The organism is Erwinia pyri (assembly GCF_030758455.1).
Classification (GTDB): Bacteria; Pseudomonadota; Gammaproteobacteria; order Enterobacterales; family Enterobacteriaceae; genus Erwinia; species Erwinia pyri.
Window position 1 is genome coordinate 3,572,577 of sequence record NZ_CP132353.1, and the last position, 15,911, is coordinate 3,588,487.

14 protein-coding genes and 1 tRNA gene are annotated in these 15,911 nt (G+C 55.6%); 4 read left to right on the forward strand and 11 right to left on the reverse strand.

Translation table 11 applies throughout. The features are described from left to right. Positions 1–1,171: 1,171 nt before the first annotated feature. Genes puuE through Q3V30_RS17015 form a run of 3 tightly spaced genes read right to left on the reverse strand, consistent with a single transcriptional unit; the run spans position 1,172 to position 3,619 of the window. Entirely contained in the window at positions 1,172–2,131 is a 960-nt protein-coding gene (gene puuE / locus Q3V30_RS17005) for an allantoinase PuuE (protein WP_306207714.1), read from the reverse strand. A gap of 25 nt (positions 2,132–2,156) precedes the next feature. Next, positions 2,157–2,903 carry an allantoin racemase gene (gene hpxA / locus Q3V30_RS17010; RefSeq protein ID WP_306207716.1) on the reverse strand — a complete coding sequence of 249 codons (747 nt, stop codon included), beginning with the start codon at positions 2,901–2,903 and terminating at the stop codon, positions 2,157–2,159. Continuing rightward, positions 2,900–3,619 carry a GntR family transcriptional regulator gene (locus Q3V30_RS17015; protein WP_306207718.1) on the reverse strand — a complete coding sequence of 240 codons (720 nt, stop codon included), beginning with the start codon at positions 3,617–3,619 and terminating at the stop codon, positions 2,900–2,902. Before Q3V30_RS17015 ends, hpxA begins: the two co-directional genes overlap by 4 nt. 145 nt (positions 3,620–3,764) lie before the next feature. On the opposite strand from Q3V30_RS17015, the gene Q3V30_RS17020 reads away from it, so the two are divergent. Continuing rightward, the gene (locus tag Q3V30_RS17020) at positions 3,765–5,258 is read left to right on the forward strand and encodes an NCS1 family nucleobase:cation symporter-1 (protein ID WP_306207720.1); all 1,494 of its coding nucleotides are present in this window, start codon (positions 3,765–3,767) and stop codon (positions 5,256–5,258) included. Positions 5,259–5,336: 78 nt separating this feature from the next. Here the strand turns inward: Q3V30_RS17020 and Q3V30_RS17025 are convergent. The 7 genes from Q3V30_RS17025 to Q3V30_RS17055 form a co-directional block, all read right to left on the reverse strand. Further along, positions 5,337–5,413, reverse strand: a tRNA-Asp gene (locus Q3V30_RS17025). A gap of 124 nt (positions 5,414–5,537) precedes the next feature. Next, positions 5,538–6,275, reverse strand: a complete 738-nt coding sequence (gene dnaQ, locus Q3V30_RS17030) for a DNA polymerase III subunit epsilon (protein WP_306207723.1) — start codon at positions 6,273–6,275, stop codon at positions 5,538–5,540. 123 nt (positions 6,276–6,398) lie between these two features. Then, a complete protein-coding gene (locus Q3V30_RS17035; RefSeq protein WP_306207725.1) occupies positions 6,399–7,376 on the reverse strand; it encodes an XdhC family protein in 978 nt (325 codons plus the stop codon). Next, positions 7,373–7,945 carry a nucleotidyltransferase family protein gene (locus Q3V30_RS17040; protein ID WP_306207727.1) on the reverse strand — a complete coding sequence of 191 codons (573 nt, stop codon included), beginning with the start codon at positions 7,943–7,945 and terminating at the stop codon, positions 7,373–7,375. Before Q3V30_RS17040 ends, Q3V30_RS17035 begins: the two co-directional genes overlap by 4 nt. A gap of 10 nt (positions 7,946–7,955) precedes the next feature. Further along, the gene (locus tag Q3V30_RS17045; protein ID WP_306207729.1) at positions 7,956–10,340 is read right to left on the reverse strand and encodes a xanthine dehydrogenase family protein molybdopterin-binding subunit; all 2,385 of its coding nucleotides are present in this window, start codon (positions 10,338–10,340) and stop codon (positions 7,956–7,958) included. Beyond that, positions 10,337–11,329, reverse strand: coding sequence for an FAD binding domain-containing protein (locus tag Q3V30_RS17050; RefSeq protein ID WP_306207731.1), 993 nt, complete (start codon positions 11,327–11,329; stop codon positions 10,337–10,339). Before Q3V30_RS17050 ends, Q3V30_RS17045 begins: the two co-directional genes overlap by 4 nt. After that, a complete protein-coding gene (locus tag Q3V30_RS17055; protein WP_306207733.1) occupies positions 11,326–11,814 on the reverse strand; it encodes a (2Fe-2S)-binding protein in 489 nt (162 codons plus the stop codon). Before Q3V30_RS17055 ends, Q3V30_RS17050 begins: the two co-directional genes overlap by 4 nt. A 376-nt stretch (positions 11,815–12,190) precedes the next feature. Between Q3V30_RS17055 and rnhA the strand changes: the two genes are divergently transcribed. Then, entirely contained in the window at positions 12,191–12,658 is a 468-nt protein-coding gene (rnhA, locus tag Q3V30_RS17060; protein WP_306207734.1) for a ribonuclease HI, read from the forward strand. Here rnhA and Q3V30_RS17065 read toward each other — a convergent pair. Continuing rightward, a complete protein-coding gene (locus tag Q3V30_RS17065) occupies positions 12,643–13,380 on the reverse strand; it encodes a class I SAM-dependent methyltransferase (RefSeq protein WP_306207737.1) in 738 nt (245 codons plus the stop codon). The two genes, rnhA and Q3V30_RS17065, sit on opposite strands and share 16 nt — an antisense overlap. Before the next feature lie 43 nt (positions 13,381–13,423). Between Q3V30_RS17065 and gloB the strand changes: the two genes are divergently transcribed. Together gloB and mltD are read left to right on the forward strand one after the other, a co-directional pair. Further along, the gene (gloB, locus tag Q3V30_RS17070; RefSeq protein ID WP_306213235.1) at positions 13,424–14,179 is read left to right on the forward strand and encodes a hydroxyacylglutathione hydrolase; all 756 of its coding nucleotides are present in this window, start codon (positions 13,424–13,426) and stop codon (positions 14,177–14,179) included. 70 nt (positions 14,180–14,249) lie between these two features. Continuing rightward, on the forward strand, positions 14,250–15,629 hold the full coding sequence (gene mltD / locus Q3V30_RS17075; protein WP_306207738.1) for a murein transglycosylase D: 1,380 nt from the start codon (positions 14,250–14,252) through the stop codon (positions 15,627–15,629). Positions 15,630–15,911 lie beyond the last annotated feature (282 nt).

Sequence of the window (15,911 nt, forward strand, 5' to 3'; positions counted from 1 at the left end):
TCAAAACCGGGTGCGGTGGCAAGGCGTTTGTTCAGGAGGCGTTATTCAAGGTCAAAACCTGGGCCGGGGGCAAGGCGTCACCACAGGGCACGTTATCCGGGACGCCGTGAACCCGTCCGTGGGGGCTTGGCTGCCGCATCCCTGCGGCAGACACTCGGCTAACGTGCTCCGCGGCGCCACCCATCATCTTCAGTTTTGCCCGTAAGTATGGTGGCCGCACAAGTCAAAAGCTGACAGTGCCAAATTTATGGCGGCGTTCAATACTTTGCTTTGGCTTTGGCTCTGATTTTGGTTTTTCAAACAGACAACACTAAAGCTATTGGGAAGGGAGAACGGGCTGATAAGCAAAAGCTAAGCGGCATGGACGCCGCTTCGCAGCCCCCATGGAAGGGTTCACGGCGTTTTTGTGTTCAGCCCGTTCTCCCTGACCGGATTGCCTGAACTCGCAGACGACCTGACTTTTCTGTGCACCTTACTGCAAAACTCATAGTAGAAAGGCATACCCCTGGAGACATATTGGGGAGTTTAGTGCTTATACAGGTCAAAACCGGATTCGGGGGCAAGGCGTTTGTTCAGGAGGCGTTATTCAAGGTCAAGACCGGGTGCTGTGGTAAGGCGTCACCACAGGGCACGTTATCCGAGACGTCGTGAATCCATCCCTGGAGACTTGGATGCCGCATCCCTGCGGCATACACTCGGCTAACGTGCCCTGTGGTGCCACCCATCAGATTCAGTTTTGCCCGTAAGTATGGTGGCCGCACAGGTCAAAAACTGACGGTGCCAAATTTGTGACGGCGCAATACTTTGGTTTTGCTTTTAGCATTAGCTTTAGCTTTGGCTTTGATTTTGGTTTTTCAAACAGGCAACGTTAAAGCTATCGGGAAGGGAGAATGGGCTGATAAGCAAAAGCTAAGCGGCATGGACGCCGCTTCGCAGCCCCCATGGAAGGGTTCACGGCGTTTTTGTGTTCAGCCCGTTCTCCCTGACCGGATTGCCTGAACTCGCAGACGACCTGAATGCCGCATCCCTGCGGCATACACTCGGCTGACGTGCCCTGTGGTGCCACCCATCATGTTCGGTGTTGCCTGGGAGTCCAGTGCTCATACAGCTCAAAACAATACTCATTGCTGACAATGGGTTTATTACAGACCACACAGAAGCCTACGGAAAATTACGCCTCCGGCGCAGGATGATGTTCCACCCAGTGATCGGCTATCTGCTGACGTGTGCAGATCCAGACATTGTCATGTTGTTGAATATGATCCAGGAACCGCTGTAGCGCTTTAAAACGCCCCGGACGACCCAGCAGGCGGCAGTGCATCCCTATCGACAGCATCTTAGGCGAACTTTCACCCTCTTCGTAGAGCACGTCAAAACTGTCTTTCAGATAGGTGTAGAACTGCTCTGCAGTATTGAAACCTTGCGGCGTCGCGAAACGCATGTCGTTGGTTTCCAGAGTATAGGGAATAATCAAATGGGGTTTGACCGTGCCGTCCTGGCAGGTAACCTGCGACCAGAAAGGCAGATCGTCGCCGTAGTAGTCGCTGTCATAGGTGAAACCGCCCTGCTCAACCACCAGCCTGCGGGTATTCGGGCTGTCGCGACCGGTGTACCAGCCGGTTGGCGCTTTGCCGAACAGATCGGTCAGCGTGTCTATTGCCTGCTGCATATGCTGGCGCTCTGCTTTGGCCTCCATCGACTGATAGTGGATCCAGCGCCAGCCGTGGCTGACCACGTCATAATCCGCTGCTTTAATCGCTTCCACGATTTCAGGATGACGAGCCAGTGCCATCGCCACGCCGAAGACGGTTAATGGCAAGCCGCGCTTTTGAAACTCATTGTGAATACGCCAGAAGCCTGCGCGTGAGCCATATTCATAGAGCGACTCCATTGACATATGGCGCTCAGGATAGCTGGCAGCGCCGATGATATCAGATAAAAACTGCTCGGAACCTGCGTCGCCATGCAGCACGCTATTCTCCGCGCCCTCTTCATAGTTCAGCACGAACTGCACGGCAATCCTCGCATTACCCGGCCAGGCAGCATGCGGCGGATTGCCCGCATATCCCCGGAGGTCGCGCGGGTAGTTCTTGTTAAAGCTGTACTCTTTTTTCTCTGCGGCATCAGTCATAGTCAAAGTCCTTGCGTCGGTACGCTCACTCCAGCTTCAGGCTGGCAAACTGTCCCGACAGGGTTTTTCTTACAGGATAGTCCAAATCACCATATTTACTGGTGGAGAGACCCAAAGCCACCAGCGACTCGACCATTTTTACGGCGGCGCCGACGCCATCAATCACCGGGATCCCTAACTCAAGCGTCAGCTCACGGGCCAGGGTCGCCATGCCGCCGCAACCAAGCACGATAGCGCCACTGCCATCCTGTCGCTTCGCTTGTATACAGCCCTCTCGTACCTTCTCCTGGGCCAGACCGGTTCCATCCTCCAGCGCCAGAACCGGCAGATCGATGGCATGCAGCGCTGCACAATGGTGCTCAAAGCCATACTGCTGTAGCAAATGCCGGGCAATGATCACCGTTCGCGGCAAGGTGGTGACGATAGAGAAGCGCGTCGCCACCATTGTCGCCATATGCATAGCGGCTTCGGCAATGCCAATAACCGGTCCCTGCGCCAGTTCCCGCGCGGCCAGCAGCCCAGGATCGCCAAAGCAGGCAATCACATGCCCGCTCACGCCCTGTTCGCGGCCCGCCTTGATCTGTTCCAGCACGCCTATCGCTGCAACAGCCTCGTCAAAATGCCCTTCGATGGAGGGCACGCCCTGGCTGGGGCAGACGGCAATAATCTCTGTACCCGGCCCGGCAACTGCCCGTGCGGCCGCGCCGATTGTTTCGGTCATCGCAAGGCTGGTATTAGGGTTGATCACCTGGATGAGCTGTCTCGCTGTCATGCTTTGACTCCAAAATCTGAAAACAGGCGGGCAAAGTCCGGCAGCATTTCACCCCCACGCTCGAAGTGCAGACTGCTTACGATATGATCGAAATGTTGCTGCATTGCGTCAGCCAGCGGTGGTAAGGCTTTTTCTCTCACCAGCTCAATTAACCGGTCATGATCGTCGCAGCGGCAACCCTGCTGCCACGGCGCGCCATATGCCGCAATCACTAAAGAAGAGCGTTGCGACAGGCGGGTCACCATATCGGTCAGCACCTGATTACCGGAGATGGCCTGTAGCTGGATATGAAAAGCCGCTGAAAGCCGGATAGCTGCCGGGCCATCGTGCGCCTCATGCGCCTGCTGCTCCTGCTGGTTAAGCTTCTCCAGCGCCACCAGATGCGGCGGCTGGCAGCGCTCCAGCACCGCTGGCAGATTGGCGCACTCAATCAGCGCCCGTGTGCGAAAGATATCTCTGGCTTCCTCAACGGAAGGCGTGGCGACTTGCGCACCACGTTTGGGCGTCAGCACAATCATTTGCACCGCGGCGAGGCGTTGCAGCACCTTACGGATGCCGGTACGACTGATACCAAATACTTCCGCCAGCGCTTCTTCCGGCAGCTTGCTGCCCGGCGGCAGCTGGCGCTCAACAATCGCCGACATCAGCGCCTGATAGATAGGTTCGTCCTTGTCGGTCAGGTCAGAGGCCGTTTTCAGGCCGGTTTCACTCTTCATTCCCTACTCCGGTAAACATCAGTTCCATAAAGAATCGTACACACGAACTTTAAGTTTTGTATACAAGAAAACGATTTTGGCCTGGATCCTGCAATACCTTGTCACAACCAATTTGCGTTTATCTCTCTTCACAGGAGCAGGTTTCATGCCAGAAAATCAGAATGTCACCCCGGCGTCGGCGGTTGAAGCCCACGCGAACTACAGCCCACGGCTTTGTAACGAAGATCTGGCCCCCACGCGTGACCAGAACTGGAACTGGTACAACATCTTCTCTTTCTGGATGTCCGATGTGCACAGCATGGGCGGCTATGTGGTGGCCGCCAGCTTCTTTACCCTGGGTCTTGCCAGCTGGCAGGTGCTGCTCTGCCTGCTGGTCGGCATCTGTATCGTACAGATTTGCGCCAACCTGGTTGCCCGGCCCAGCCAGATGACCGGCGTGCCTTATGCGGTGATTTGCCGTCAGGCGTTTGGCGTGTTCGGGGCAAATATTCCGGCAGTGATCCGTGGCCTGATTGCCTTCGCCTGGTACGGCATACAGACTTATCTGGCGGCGAACGCCCTGATGCTGGTCTCGCTGAAGTTCTGGCCTGCGCTGGCTCCGATGACGCAATCTGCCTGGCTTGGCCTCTCTCAACTAGGCTGGATTTGCTTTGGCATTATGTGGCTGGCGCAGGCAATGGTGTTCTGGCACGGCATGAATGCCATCAAACGTTTTATTGATGTCGCCGGACCGGCGGTCTATGTGGTGATGGTCGCACTGGCGGGCTGGATTGTGTACAAAACCGGTTTCGACGGCATTTCCCTGACTCTGGCCAGCAAGCAGCTTACCGGTAGCGAACAGGCGTGGCAGATGATTACCGCCACGGCGCTGGTGGTCTCTTACTTCTCGGGTCCGCTGCTGAATTTTGGCGACTTCTCCCGTTACGGAAAAAGCATGGGCGAAATCCGTCGCGGTAACCGCTGGGGCTTGCCGTTCAACTTCCTGCTCTTCTCTGTGGTCACCGTGGTGATTGTCTCCGGCACCCAGTCGCTGTTCGGCCATATGATCACTGACCCGATCGAAACGGTCAGCCGCGTGGGTAACGATCTGGCGGTGGCGATTGGCCTGCTGACGATGATTACGGCCACTATCGGTATCAACATTGTGGCTAACTTCGTCTCACCAGCTTTCGACTTCTCCAACTGTTCACCACAGAAAATCAGCTTCCGCACCGGCGGCATGATTGCCGCCGTGGGATCGGTGTTGCTGACGCCGTGGAACCTGTTTCAGTCACCGGAGCTTATTCACTATACGCTGGATGTGCTGGGCGCCTTTATCGGGCCGCTATTCGGCATCCTGCTCTGCGACTTTTATCTGATTAAGCGCAGCCAGATCTCCGTTAACGATCTGTTCGACGATACGCCAAAAGGCAAATACTGGTATCGCGGGGGCTTTAACCCAAAAGCGATTGCTGCGCTGGTGCCTTCGGTAGTGATTGGTCTGGTGATCAGCTTTATCCCTTCTCTGCATGAGGTGGCGAACTTTAGCTGGTTTATCGGCGTGGCGCTGTCGGCAGGCTTCTATCGCTGGATCGCCCGCGAAGAGCGCGTGGTCAGCAGCCAGGGCTATGGACGCAGCGTGGCCGTAGAGAAGAGGTAACGAAGTGGGGGCGGCTACTCTACTGCCCCAGAAACGACGAAAGCCTGATTCATTGCTGAATCAGGCTTTCTGGATACTTGGCGGAACGGACGGGGCTCGAACCCGCGACCCCCTGCGTGACAGGCAGGTATTCTAACCAACTGAACTACCGCTCCGCGCTTTGTTCCCCGTCGGGAACGGGGCGAATATTACGGGCAGGCCCTCATGCCGTCAACGCTTTTTATGGCAGTTTACGACTGACTGCCTGTTTTTTCACCTTAATAGTGATAACCGCCGCCGCTACGCCCGCCAGAGGCAGCTGCCGCCCTTTTTCATCACTAAGTCCAGACGCGCTTCGTGGGCGCTGATTTCAGCCTCGCTCGCAGCCAGAACGCGCAGACCTGAAGCAGGACGGGTGATGCGGTGAACGGTATCGCCATTGCTCTGCTGCTGCTGATCCCCCTCCATTGAGAAGGTCAGCGACGTTTGTCCGCCGGTCATCGCCAGGAACACTTCGGCCAGAATTTCGGAGTCGAGCAGAGCGCCGTGCAGGGTTCGCTTGGTGTTGTCTATTTCATAGCGTGAGCAGAGCGCATCCAGGCTGTTACGCTTGCCGGGAAACATTTTTCGCGCCATCGCCAGGCTGTCGGTGATCTGGCAGAAGGTCTCCGTCTTGGGAATATTGCGGTTCAGCTTGCTGAACTCATAGTCCATAAAGCCGATATCGAACGAGGCGTTATGGATCACCAGCTCCGCACCGTCGATATAGGCGATAAACTCGTCGGCAATCTCGGCAAAAGAGGGCTTGTCCGCCAGAAACTCGTCGGCAATCCCGTGAACGCCGAAGGCTTCAGGATCCACCAGCCGATCGGGTTTCAGATAGACATGGAAGTTATTGCCGGTCAGACGGCGGTTAACCACCTCCACAGCACCGATTTCAATAATGCGGTGCCCTTCATAGTGCACCCCAATCATATTCATACCGGTGGTTTCGGTATCAAGGACGATGATCCTGTCAGAAGATTTTTGTAGGCTCATGGGTGATAACTCAATGTAAGTGAAGATCTGCGCAGCCAGCTGAGGCACTAAATTAACGCACTGATGGCGCAAAGAATACCACTCGTGACCTGCGCCAGCCATGTTTCTCGCGCTGTTGAAACGTCAGATTTGCTCACCATTTTTTACCCTGACGATGTCAGCCATAATCGACAGAGCGATCTCGGCAGGCGTTTTGCTGCCAATCCGCAGGCCTACTGGCGCGTGGATACGGTCAAGATCGTCCCGACTCATACCGGCAATTTGCTGTAACCGCTTTCTGCGCTTTTCGCTGTTCCGCTCAGACCCCATCACACCCAGGTAAAAGGCCTGGGTATTGATCGCTTCCATCATCGTCAGCTCATCAATACGCGGGTCGTGCGTTAATGAGACGATAGCTACGCTGGCCCCCGCGCCGTTAATTTCCAGCCAGCGCGCGGGATGCTGCGGCACAATAGTGACATTGTCAGCGCCGGTAAAATAGCGTTCAACCTCGCTCAGGCTTTCAGAGCGGTGTTCGCAAATGCGGACATGAAAACCGAGTATCTGCCCGAGGCGGATGCATTCAAAAGCCACCGGCGAATAGCCCGCCACCAGCAGTTCCGGCACGGAACCCACCGGCAGCAGGATGCGGTCTGGTGTGATGCTTAAGAGCGGCAACATTCTCTCCGCGCCCATTACCTCAAAATCTGCCCGTTGAGTCACGACAAGCGTTTTGACCAGCCGCTGTTTGCCCAGTAATGCAGCCTGCATCGCCTGTAACAGCGCCGCGGTTTGCTCATCGGGCGGAAGATATTCGATCACGATTTCCAGGCTGCCACCACACGGCAGCTCAACGGAGGGACGCATTCCCCCTTCGCCATAGCGAATGACCTGGCTGCTCTCGCGATAGCTTCCCGCCGAGAGCTGCGCCAGAAAATCCTCTTCGATGCAGCCACCGGAGAGCGATCCACAATGCTCCCCTTTACTGTTCACGCTCATCATGGTGCCGGGTGCGCGGGGAGAAGAGCCATAGGTGCGTAAGACCGTACAGAGCCAGACCGGCTGCGCCTCTTTATGCCAGCGCAGCGCCTCGTTGATCACCTGTTGATCCAGTCTGATCATGTCCGCTCCTTAGCGGAGAGTGCCGCCGGATAATCCACGTCCAGCAGACAGCCTTCATCTGTAAGCTCGATGCAATGCGTGGGAAAGTTCTGCAACAACTTTTTTGCTCCTGTGTCGCCGCTTAAGGAAGAGAGGTCGGCATAAAACTGTCGCCGAAAGCCAACCGGATGGCCGGGCTGCCCATTAATAACGGGCCGGACAAGCGGATAGTTTTCCAGCGCCTGAATAACCGCCTGGTAGCTGGTTGTCTGTAGCCACGGCATATCCCCCAGGGTAATCACCCAACCGTCATAGTCTGCACAAGCCCTGATACCGGCCGCCAGCGACTCCCCCATTCCCTGGCTTGCGCAGAGGATCAGGGACGCTTTTTCTGTAAGCTGATGGATAGCCCGATCTGAAGGTTGCGAAACCACAAATACCGGCCGCCCCGTCGCCCGTGCGTTTTCCAGCGTGTGCTGCAGAACGGGCTTGCCGTTAAGCCTTGCCAGCAGTTTATTCCCGCCGCCCGACTGACGAAAACGGCGGCCGAAACCGGCCGCCATAACCAGAATTGCACTGTTGATACTCATGCAGAACGCGTTAAATTATTTTGTCGAGGGTAATGGGCAAATCCCGCACCCGCTTGCCGGTGGCGTGGAACACGGCATTACTGATTGCCGCCGCAACGCCAACTATGCCGACCTCGCCCACCGCTTTACCGCCCATTTTGGTGGCCTGATAATCTGGCTCGCCCACATTGATTGTGGTGATGTTGGGGACGTCAGCGTTAACCGGTATCAGGTAATCCGCCAGATTGTTATTGATTACCCTTCCCGATCTCGGGTCGACAATGCCCTCTTCCAGCAACGCCTGCCCCAGCCCCATGATCATGCCGCCAATCCACTGGCTGCGCGCCAGCGTAGGGTTGTAGAGTTGGCCGCAGTCAAAGGCGGCTACCATCCTTCTGACCCGGACGGTACCAAAGTCTTCATCAACCGCCACTTCAACAAACTGCGCGCTCCAGCTGTGGGCTGAGAGATCTTCAGGGCGTCCCATGCTGTTCAGGCTGCCGACCATCTCATCTTTCTCTTTAGCGGAGAGATGGTCGGGGAAGGTGCCGCCCTCTACTTCCAGCGCCTCACTGCCTGCCAGCTCCAGCAGTTGGCTGAACGAGATCTCCCGTGCGGGCGTAACGCCCATCCGAATTGCCCCCTCTCCCAGCGAAAGCTGCTCCAGGCTTGCGCCCTTCAGCGGAGAGCCTTCCAGCTCGGTTGCCAGCGCCAGCAGGCGATCCCGCATTTTATGCGCGGTGACGTTAACTGCCGCCGTGAGGTTCCCGGCCAGCTGCGATCCGCCCGCCACGCCAGCTCGCGGTAATCGCGTATCGCCAAGCTGCACCGAAATAGTTTCGGAGGGGACGTGCAAAATGTCCGCTGCGGTTTGCGCCAGAATGGTATAGGTGCCGGTGCCGATATCTGCCCCCGCGCACTGCACAATAAACTCGCCTTGCGGCGTGAGGATGATTCGTGATTCCGCAGGGAGACGGTTCACCGGATAGGTACCGGTTGCCATTCCCCAGCCGATCAGCTCCCTGCCTTCGCGCATCGACCGGGGTGCCATCGACCGCTTCGCCCAGCCAAACGCTTCTGCGCCTTTCTGGTACGCCTCCTTCAGACGGCGTGAACTCCAGGGTTTGTTCTGCTGGTAATCGTGATCCGCCCAGTTGCGCAGACGCAGCTCCAGCGGATCGATATTCAGGGCGTAGGCCATTTCATCCATTGCCACTTCCAGCCCGAAGGCGCTGGGGTTTTCACCCGGTGCGCGCATCCAGCCTGGCGTCACGGTATTGATCGGCACGATCTGATGCTGGGCAGAGAGGTCAGGAATGGCATACATGCGGGCCGTCACATGGCTGCAGTTTTCCGCAATCATGTCCTGGAGCGACGTTTCATTAAAGCTGCGAAGAATAATTGAGAGAATTTTCCCGTCGCGCGTCGCCCCCATCGCCAGCTGTTGTGAAGTAGCCGGACGCCCGCCCAGCCCGGTAAAGGTTTGCGGACGGGTCAGCGACACTTTCACCGGCCGGTTGAGTTCGCGAGAGGCTACGCAGGCCAGGGCTACGTGCGTATAGGGCACCGGCTTGGAGCCAAATCCGCCGCCAACGTAAGGGGAGATAATCCGTACCTGTTCTCTCTCAATTCCCATCCATTCGGCAATTTCTACCTGCGCCCCGCTCACCCACTGGCTCGGCTCCCAGACGGTCATGCTGCCGTTATGCCAGTGGGCGATACAGGCGTGTGGCTCCATCGGCATGTTGTATTCACGCGGCGTGGTGTAACGCTCGTTAATCCGCACCTCCGATCGCACCATTTCCGCCTGCGCCTGGCCCAGCTCAATATCCTGATCGGGCAGAGGTTTTGGTTCAGCGCCTTCGTCGGTGGCAAAAATCAGCGCAGGGGTTTCCTGATAGCTGACCTCTATCAGCGAGGCGGCATAGGTCGCCTGCTCGAAGGTTTCTGCCACCACCAGCCCAATGTTTTGCCCGTTATGCAGGATGATATCGTCCTGGATGGGCGTGTAAGTAGACTGGGCCGCGCCGCCGTCAGCGATGGCCGTCGGCTTATTGATTTTCAGCCCGTTTTGATGGGTATACACAGCGATCACGCCGGGTACCGCCTGCGCCTTCTCGGTGGAAATATGCGTTATTCGCCCGCTGGAGATGGTGGACTGGATCACCACACCATGCGCAGCGTTTTCAATCTGATATTCAACAGCGTAAGTGGCCCGTCCGGTCACTTTCACTTCTCCGTCACCCCGCGAGCGGGGTGCGCCTAAGCCCTTGACACTCTGCGTCCGTTGCTGCCCCTGAGCGGCTGTCTCGCTGGCCTGTTGGCTCTGCGACGCCCCTTCCAGTCTCTCTTCTGCTGAACGCGCGAGGGGAGCTTGCAACACATCCCGGCGCACTGTAGTTGTCGGTTTGCTCATGCTGTTTCTCCTGCGGCCATCAGCGCCCGGGCGATCACGCGCGGAACCAGTTTTATTTTGTGTGCATTATCAGCAAGGGGCTGAGCCTCGGCGATAACCCGCTCTGCGGCCTGGTTAATCAACGTTTCATCAAAACGCTGCCCTTTCAGCGCCTGTTCAACCGTGTGGGCGCGCCAGGGTTTGGTGGCTACGCCGCCCAGTGCAATACGGACATCCACCATGATGCCATTCTCTACCACCAGCCCAACGGCCGCACTGGCCGCTGCAAACTCATAGGAGCTGCGATCGCGCACCTTCAGATAGGTGGAGTTTTGTAGCGCTGCGCTCTGTGGGATCTCGATTGCGGTAATCAACTCGTCATCCCCCATATCGTGCTCTTTGTGCGGAGCGTCGCCCGGCAGTAAATAGAACTGTTCAATGGGAACCCGACGCTTGATGCCCTGCGCATTTTCAAGGATGACAACAGCATCAAATGCCGTTAAAGCCACGGCCAGATCGCCCGGATAGACCGCCACGCAACTCTCGCTTCCGCCCAGAATGGCATGGCTGCGGTTTACCCCTTTCAGCGCGGCACAGCCGGAACCGGGATTACGTTTGTTGCAGTCGGAGAAAGTGTGCGGGTCACGGTAATAGCCGCAGCGGGTACGCTGGCATAAATTGCCGCCCAGGGTAGCCATATTGCGGATTTGCGGCGAGGCAGCCTGCCACAGGCTGTCATAAATAGCGGGTGCCTGACGCTGGCACGCTTCGTGGCTCGCCAGCTCACTCATATAAACCATCGCACCAAGCGTGATGGTCTCCTCGCTGAAGGTAATGGTGTCCATTCCGGTTAACTGTGTTACCGGGATCAATCTGGTGGGCTGAAACACGTCACACTTCATTAAGTCCAGCTGTGTGGTGCCGCCAGCCAGCAGCTGCGTGCCGGGCTGCTTTTTGAGAGCAGCCGCCTCGGTGACCGAGGCGGCGGTTTGCCAGCTAAAAGGATTCATGCGGACTCCTTAGCCAGCTGTTCAGCGGCTTCTTTGATCGCGTCGACGATATGCGGATAAGCGCCGCAGCGACAGAGATTGCCACTCATGTATTCGCGTATCTCACTTTCGGAGCCAGCGTGTCCCTCTTTAATACAAGAGACGGCAGACATGATCTGCCCGGGAGTACAGTAACCACACTGGAAGCCATCGTGTTTCAAAAAGCTCTGCTGCACCGCATGCAGCGTGCCGTCCGGCTTCTCAAGCCCTTCAATAGTGGTGATCTCTGCGCCTTCTACCTGTGCCGCCAGTGTCAGACAGCTCAGCACTCTACGGCCATTAACGTGCACGGTACAGGCACCGCACTGTCCCTGATCGCACCCTTTTTTGGTGCCCGACAGCGCAAGGTGCTCTCTGAGGGCGTCCAGCAAAGTGACGCGTGGGTCGAGAGAAAGGTGTTTTTCCTGCCCGTTAATCTGCAGGTTAAGGGTGATTTTATCCGACATTGCAAACTTCCCATCGTTAGGGTTGGAAAGGTTCTCAAAAGAATGTGTTGAGAGCGGGGGGTACAGTCACAATATTTATTTTTTTAGACTCAACCTTAAGGTTTAGCACTTCTGGCGTGGTCTGCCGATCTCTTTACCCGACCAACGCACAGCAAGTGACATTTTCACTGGATACGCCGGAAGGGAAGGTGTCGGCAAACATGAAATTAAAGAAGAGGTTATCAGGGCATCAGCGGCTGAATCAGCCAGAAAAAAGGCGTGCAGCTATCAGCAAAATTCGTTCATGCCGCAAGGCGCGTCCTGCAGCGACTAATCCAGTGCTCCGCAGCGCCATTTATGTCAGACTTGCCGTTTTTACGCAGAGATCCCACCAGAAATGACCAAGCAGGTAGAAATATTCACCGACGGTTCCTGCCTCGGTAACCCCGGCCCAGGCGGCTATGGCGCAATTTTGCGCTACGGCAAGCACGAAAAAACGTTCAGTGCCGGCTATTTTCTTACCACCAATAACCGCATGGAGCTGATGGCGGCTATCGTGGCGCTTGAAGCGCTGTCGCAGCCCTGCGAAGTGGTGCTCAGTACGGACAGCCAGTATGTTCGCCAGGGCATTACCAGCTGGATCCATAACTGGAAAAAACGTGGCTGGAAAACCGCCGATAAAAAGCCGGTGAAAAATGTCGACCTGTGGAAAAGACTGGACAGCGCATTAAGCCATCATCAAATCAAATGGGAATGGGTAAAAGGCCATGCGGGCCACGAGGAGAACGAGCGCTGTGATGTGCTGGCCCGGGCGGCAGCTGGCAGCCCGGCGTTTGAAGATATCGGCTATCAGTCCGGATCCTGATGCCCTGCTCCTGTGCGAAACTGACGGGTGGCCCCGACGGCCTGGCTTAATCTTTGCTTAGCGGCGGCCTTCCTGGCTGGGTTAATGATCAGCGGGAAGGTACGCTTGCGGGCCACAATGATGCTCAGGCAGCCAAGCGCAGGAAAATGCGTACTGATCACCTTCCCGCCCTGACGGTTCCAGGGCACCACCTGAAAACGGGTGCGCTGTACCACTTCGTAGTTCAACAGGCTGAGCCAGTCCATTAACCGCATCTGGGTAAACATCCGGCTGTTCCAGGGTATACGTCGATGAATACCGGGGATCAGCTTGCCAATGCCCAGCACGCTGAAGGGGTTGAAGCCGCTAATAATAATCCAGCCATCATCTATCAGGACCCGATCGACTTCCCGCAGGATACGGTGCGGATCGCTGCTCCAGGCCAGGCAGTGAGCCAGCAGGCAGGCATCAACGGACTTTGACTCAAAAGGCAGGCTGATGGGATCGGCCCTGACCTGCAGCGGCTCACCGCTTAATCCCACGCTAACCTGATGGGAGATAGCACAGTTTTCCGTGTCGATCTCCGCACTCAGCGGCCCCACTTTCAGCAGGTGAAAGCCATACATCCGGGCGAGGCAGGGCTGCAGGTGTTTGTTGAGGGCATCGCGGTAAAACTCTCCCCAGGGGATATCGGCCCAGGAGTCAGGTACCTGACGAATTTGGCGTGTTTTAGCGGGCTTCATGCTTTACCATCTTCTTTCCATTTCGGGCAATTCAGAGGCGATGATGAATCTTACCAGCATTCCGGCACTTCAGGATAACTACATCTGGACATTAAATAACGACCGGGGAGAGTGCCTGATCGTTGACCCAGGCGAAGCGGCTCCGGTGCTCTCGGTACTGGAAAAAAATCAGTGGCAGCCGGTAGCGATTCTTCTGACACATCATCATCACGACCACACCGATGGCGTGAAAACGCTGGTAGCGAGATATCCTCATTTAGTGGTGTATGGCCCGCAGGAAACAGCTGACAAAGGCGCGACGGAAATTGTTGTTGAAGGAGATAGCTTTACCCTGCTCGGTAGCACTTTTTGCGTCTTTCATACCCCCGGCCACACTTTAGGACATATCTCATATTTTAGTGCCCCTTATCTTTTCTGTGGCGATACTCTGTTCTCTGGCGGCTGCGGACGTTTGTTCGAGGGAACACCTGAGCAAATGTTTGAATCATTTCAAAAGCTTAAAGAGCTTCCTGACGACACGCTGGTTTGTTGCGCGCATGAATACACATTATCAAATTTGACCTTTTCACATGCCCTTTTTCCTGGGGATAGCGAGATAGCGAGCTATTACCGTGAAATTAAAGAGTTACGGGCAAAAAAGCAGGTTTCCCTGCCCACAAAGCTGGCCACAGAGCGACGAATAAATGTTTTTCTGAGAACTCAAGAGCATGAATTGCAACGACAAATCGGTTATGAAACATCTCCACAACATGAATGGCAAGTATTTGCAACTCTACGCGAGAAGAAAGACCGTTTTTGATTTTTCGGGTTGTGTTGCTATAGACGAGCAAGTATAGTTGCTCGTCTTTTAAGCGAAGAATGACACACACATGAAGGCTAAAGCGATATTACTCGCCTCGGTCTTGCTGGTGGGTTGCCAGGCGTCGAAGCATGACACCAACGTTCCCGAGCAGCATGCACAGAGTTTGTCTTCAGCAGGTCAGAATGAAGCAGAGCAGGACACAGATCGGTTGTTATCACCGCGCTGGCAGGATGATGGAACCCGCCTTACGCAGGATCAAGATTTGTGGAATCTCATCAGTACCGAGCTGAAGATGAAGGTTCCGGAAAACCCCCGGATACGCGAACAAAAGCAAAAATATTTAAGAAACAAGAGCTATCTCCACGATGTAACATTACGGGCAGAGCCGTATATGTACTGGATAGTCGAGCAGATTAAGAAACGTAAGATGCCGATGGAACTAGTACTACTACCCATAGTGGAGAGCGCTTTTGACCCCCATGCGACCTCAGCCGCCAATGCCGCAGGCATCTGGCAGATTGTACCGCAGACGGGGCGAAATTATGGTCTCAAGCAGAACCAGTGGTATGACGGACGTCGCGATGTCGTGGCTTCCACCAAGGTTGCGCTGGACATGATGGAACGTCTGAACAAGATGTTTGACGGCGACTGGTTACTGACCATTGCCGCCTATAACAGCGGTGAAGGACGCGTCATGAAAGCGGTAAAGGTCAATAAAGCCCGCGGGAAACCCACGGATTTCTGGCACTTATCGCTGCCGCGTGAAACCACCATCTACGTGCCAAAAATGTTGGCTTTGGGTGAAATCCTGAAGAACAACAAGCGTTACGGTGTTCGTCTGCCGGCGCCTAACGAATCACGTGCTCTGGCACGCGTGGAAGTAGGCCAGCAGATTGAGCTGACGCAGGCGGCCGAGATGTCGGGCATGTCACTGAGTAAGCTGAAAAGCTATAACGCGGGCTACAAGCGCGGAACGACAGCACCAAAAGGTGGTCCTCAATACATCATGGTGCCGAAGTCGAACGTGGCTAAGTTACGCAACTCGCTGGCAACAGGCGATATAGCGGCGGTACAGCCAACGGCGTTGGCGAACAATACCACCGCCGGTTCTTACAAGGTTCGCAATGGCGATACCCTGTCAGGCATCGCAAAACGTCTGAACGTGACGGTGAAAGATCTGCAGCGCGCCAATAACCTGCGTGGCGCAAGCATCAAACCGGGACAGACCCTGAGCACGGGCGGAAGCGGTAACGCAACCAAACTGGCCGATAATGGCAACAGCATCACCTATAAAGTGCGTAAAGGTGATTCTCTGGCCAGCATTGCTAAAGGGCACGGTGTGAACATCAAAGATGTGGTGCGTTGGAATAACAGCGACGCCTCCACGCTACAGCCAGGCGATAAGCTGACACTGTTTGTGAACACCACTACCACGCCAGACAGTTAAGGTCTCTGCTGACCGATAAAAGCCAATCTACGGATTGGCTTTTTTTATGTATTAATTCTTCCCGCTCTCCTGCAAACGCTCTGTGACCCTCTCTGCGCTTTCGGCAAACTTCCCCGTACAACTGTGATCAAGATCCAGTATCAGCACACCGCCTCTTGTATGGTAGTAATCTCACTGTCTATGTTATCAGCTTGTTTACTTTTTGATCACCCCGGCATTACAAACATAACAACAACAACGATAACCAGGGCGCAGGCCGCTTAATGATGGCGACTGCAGATG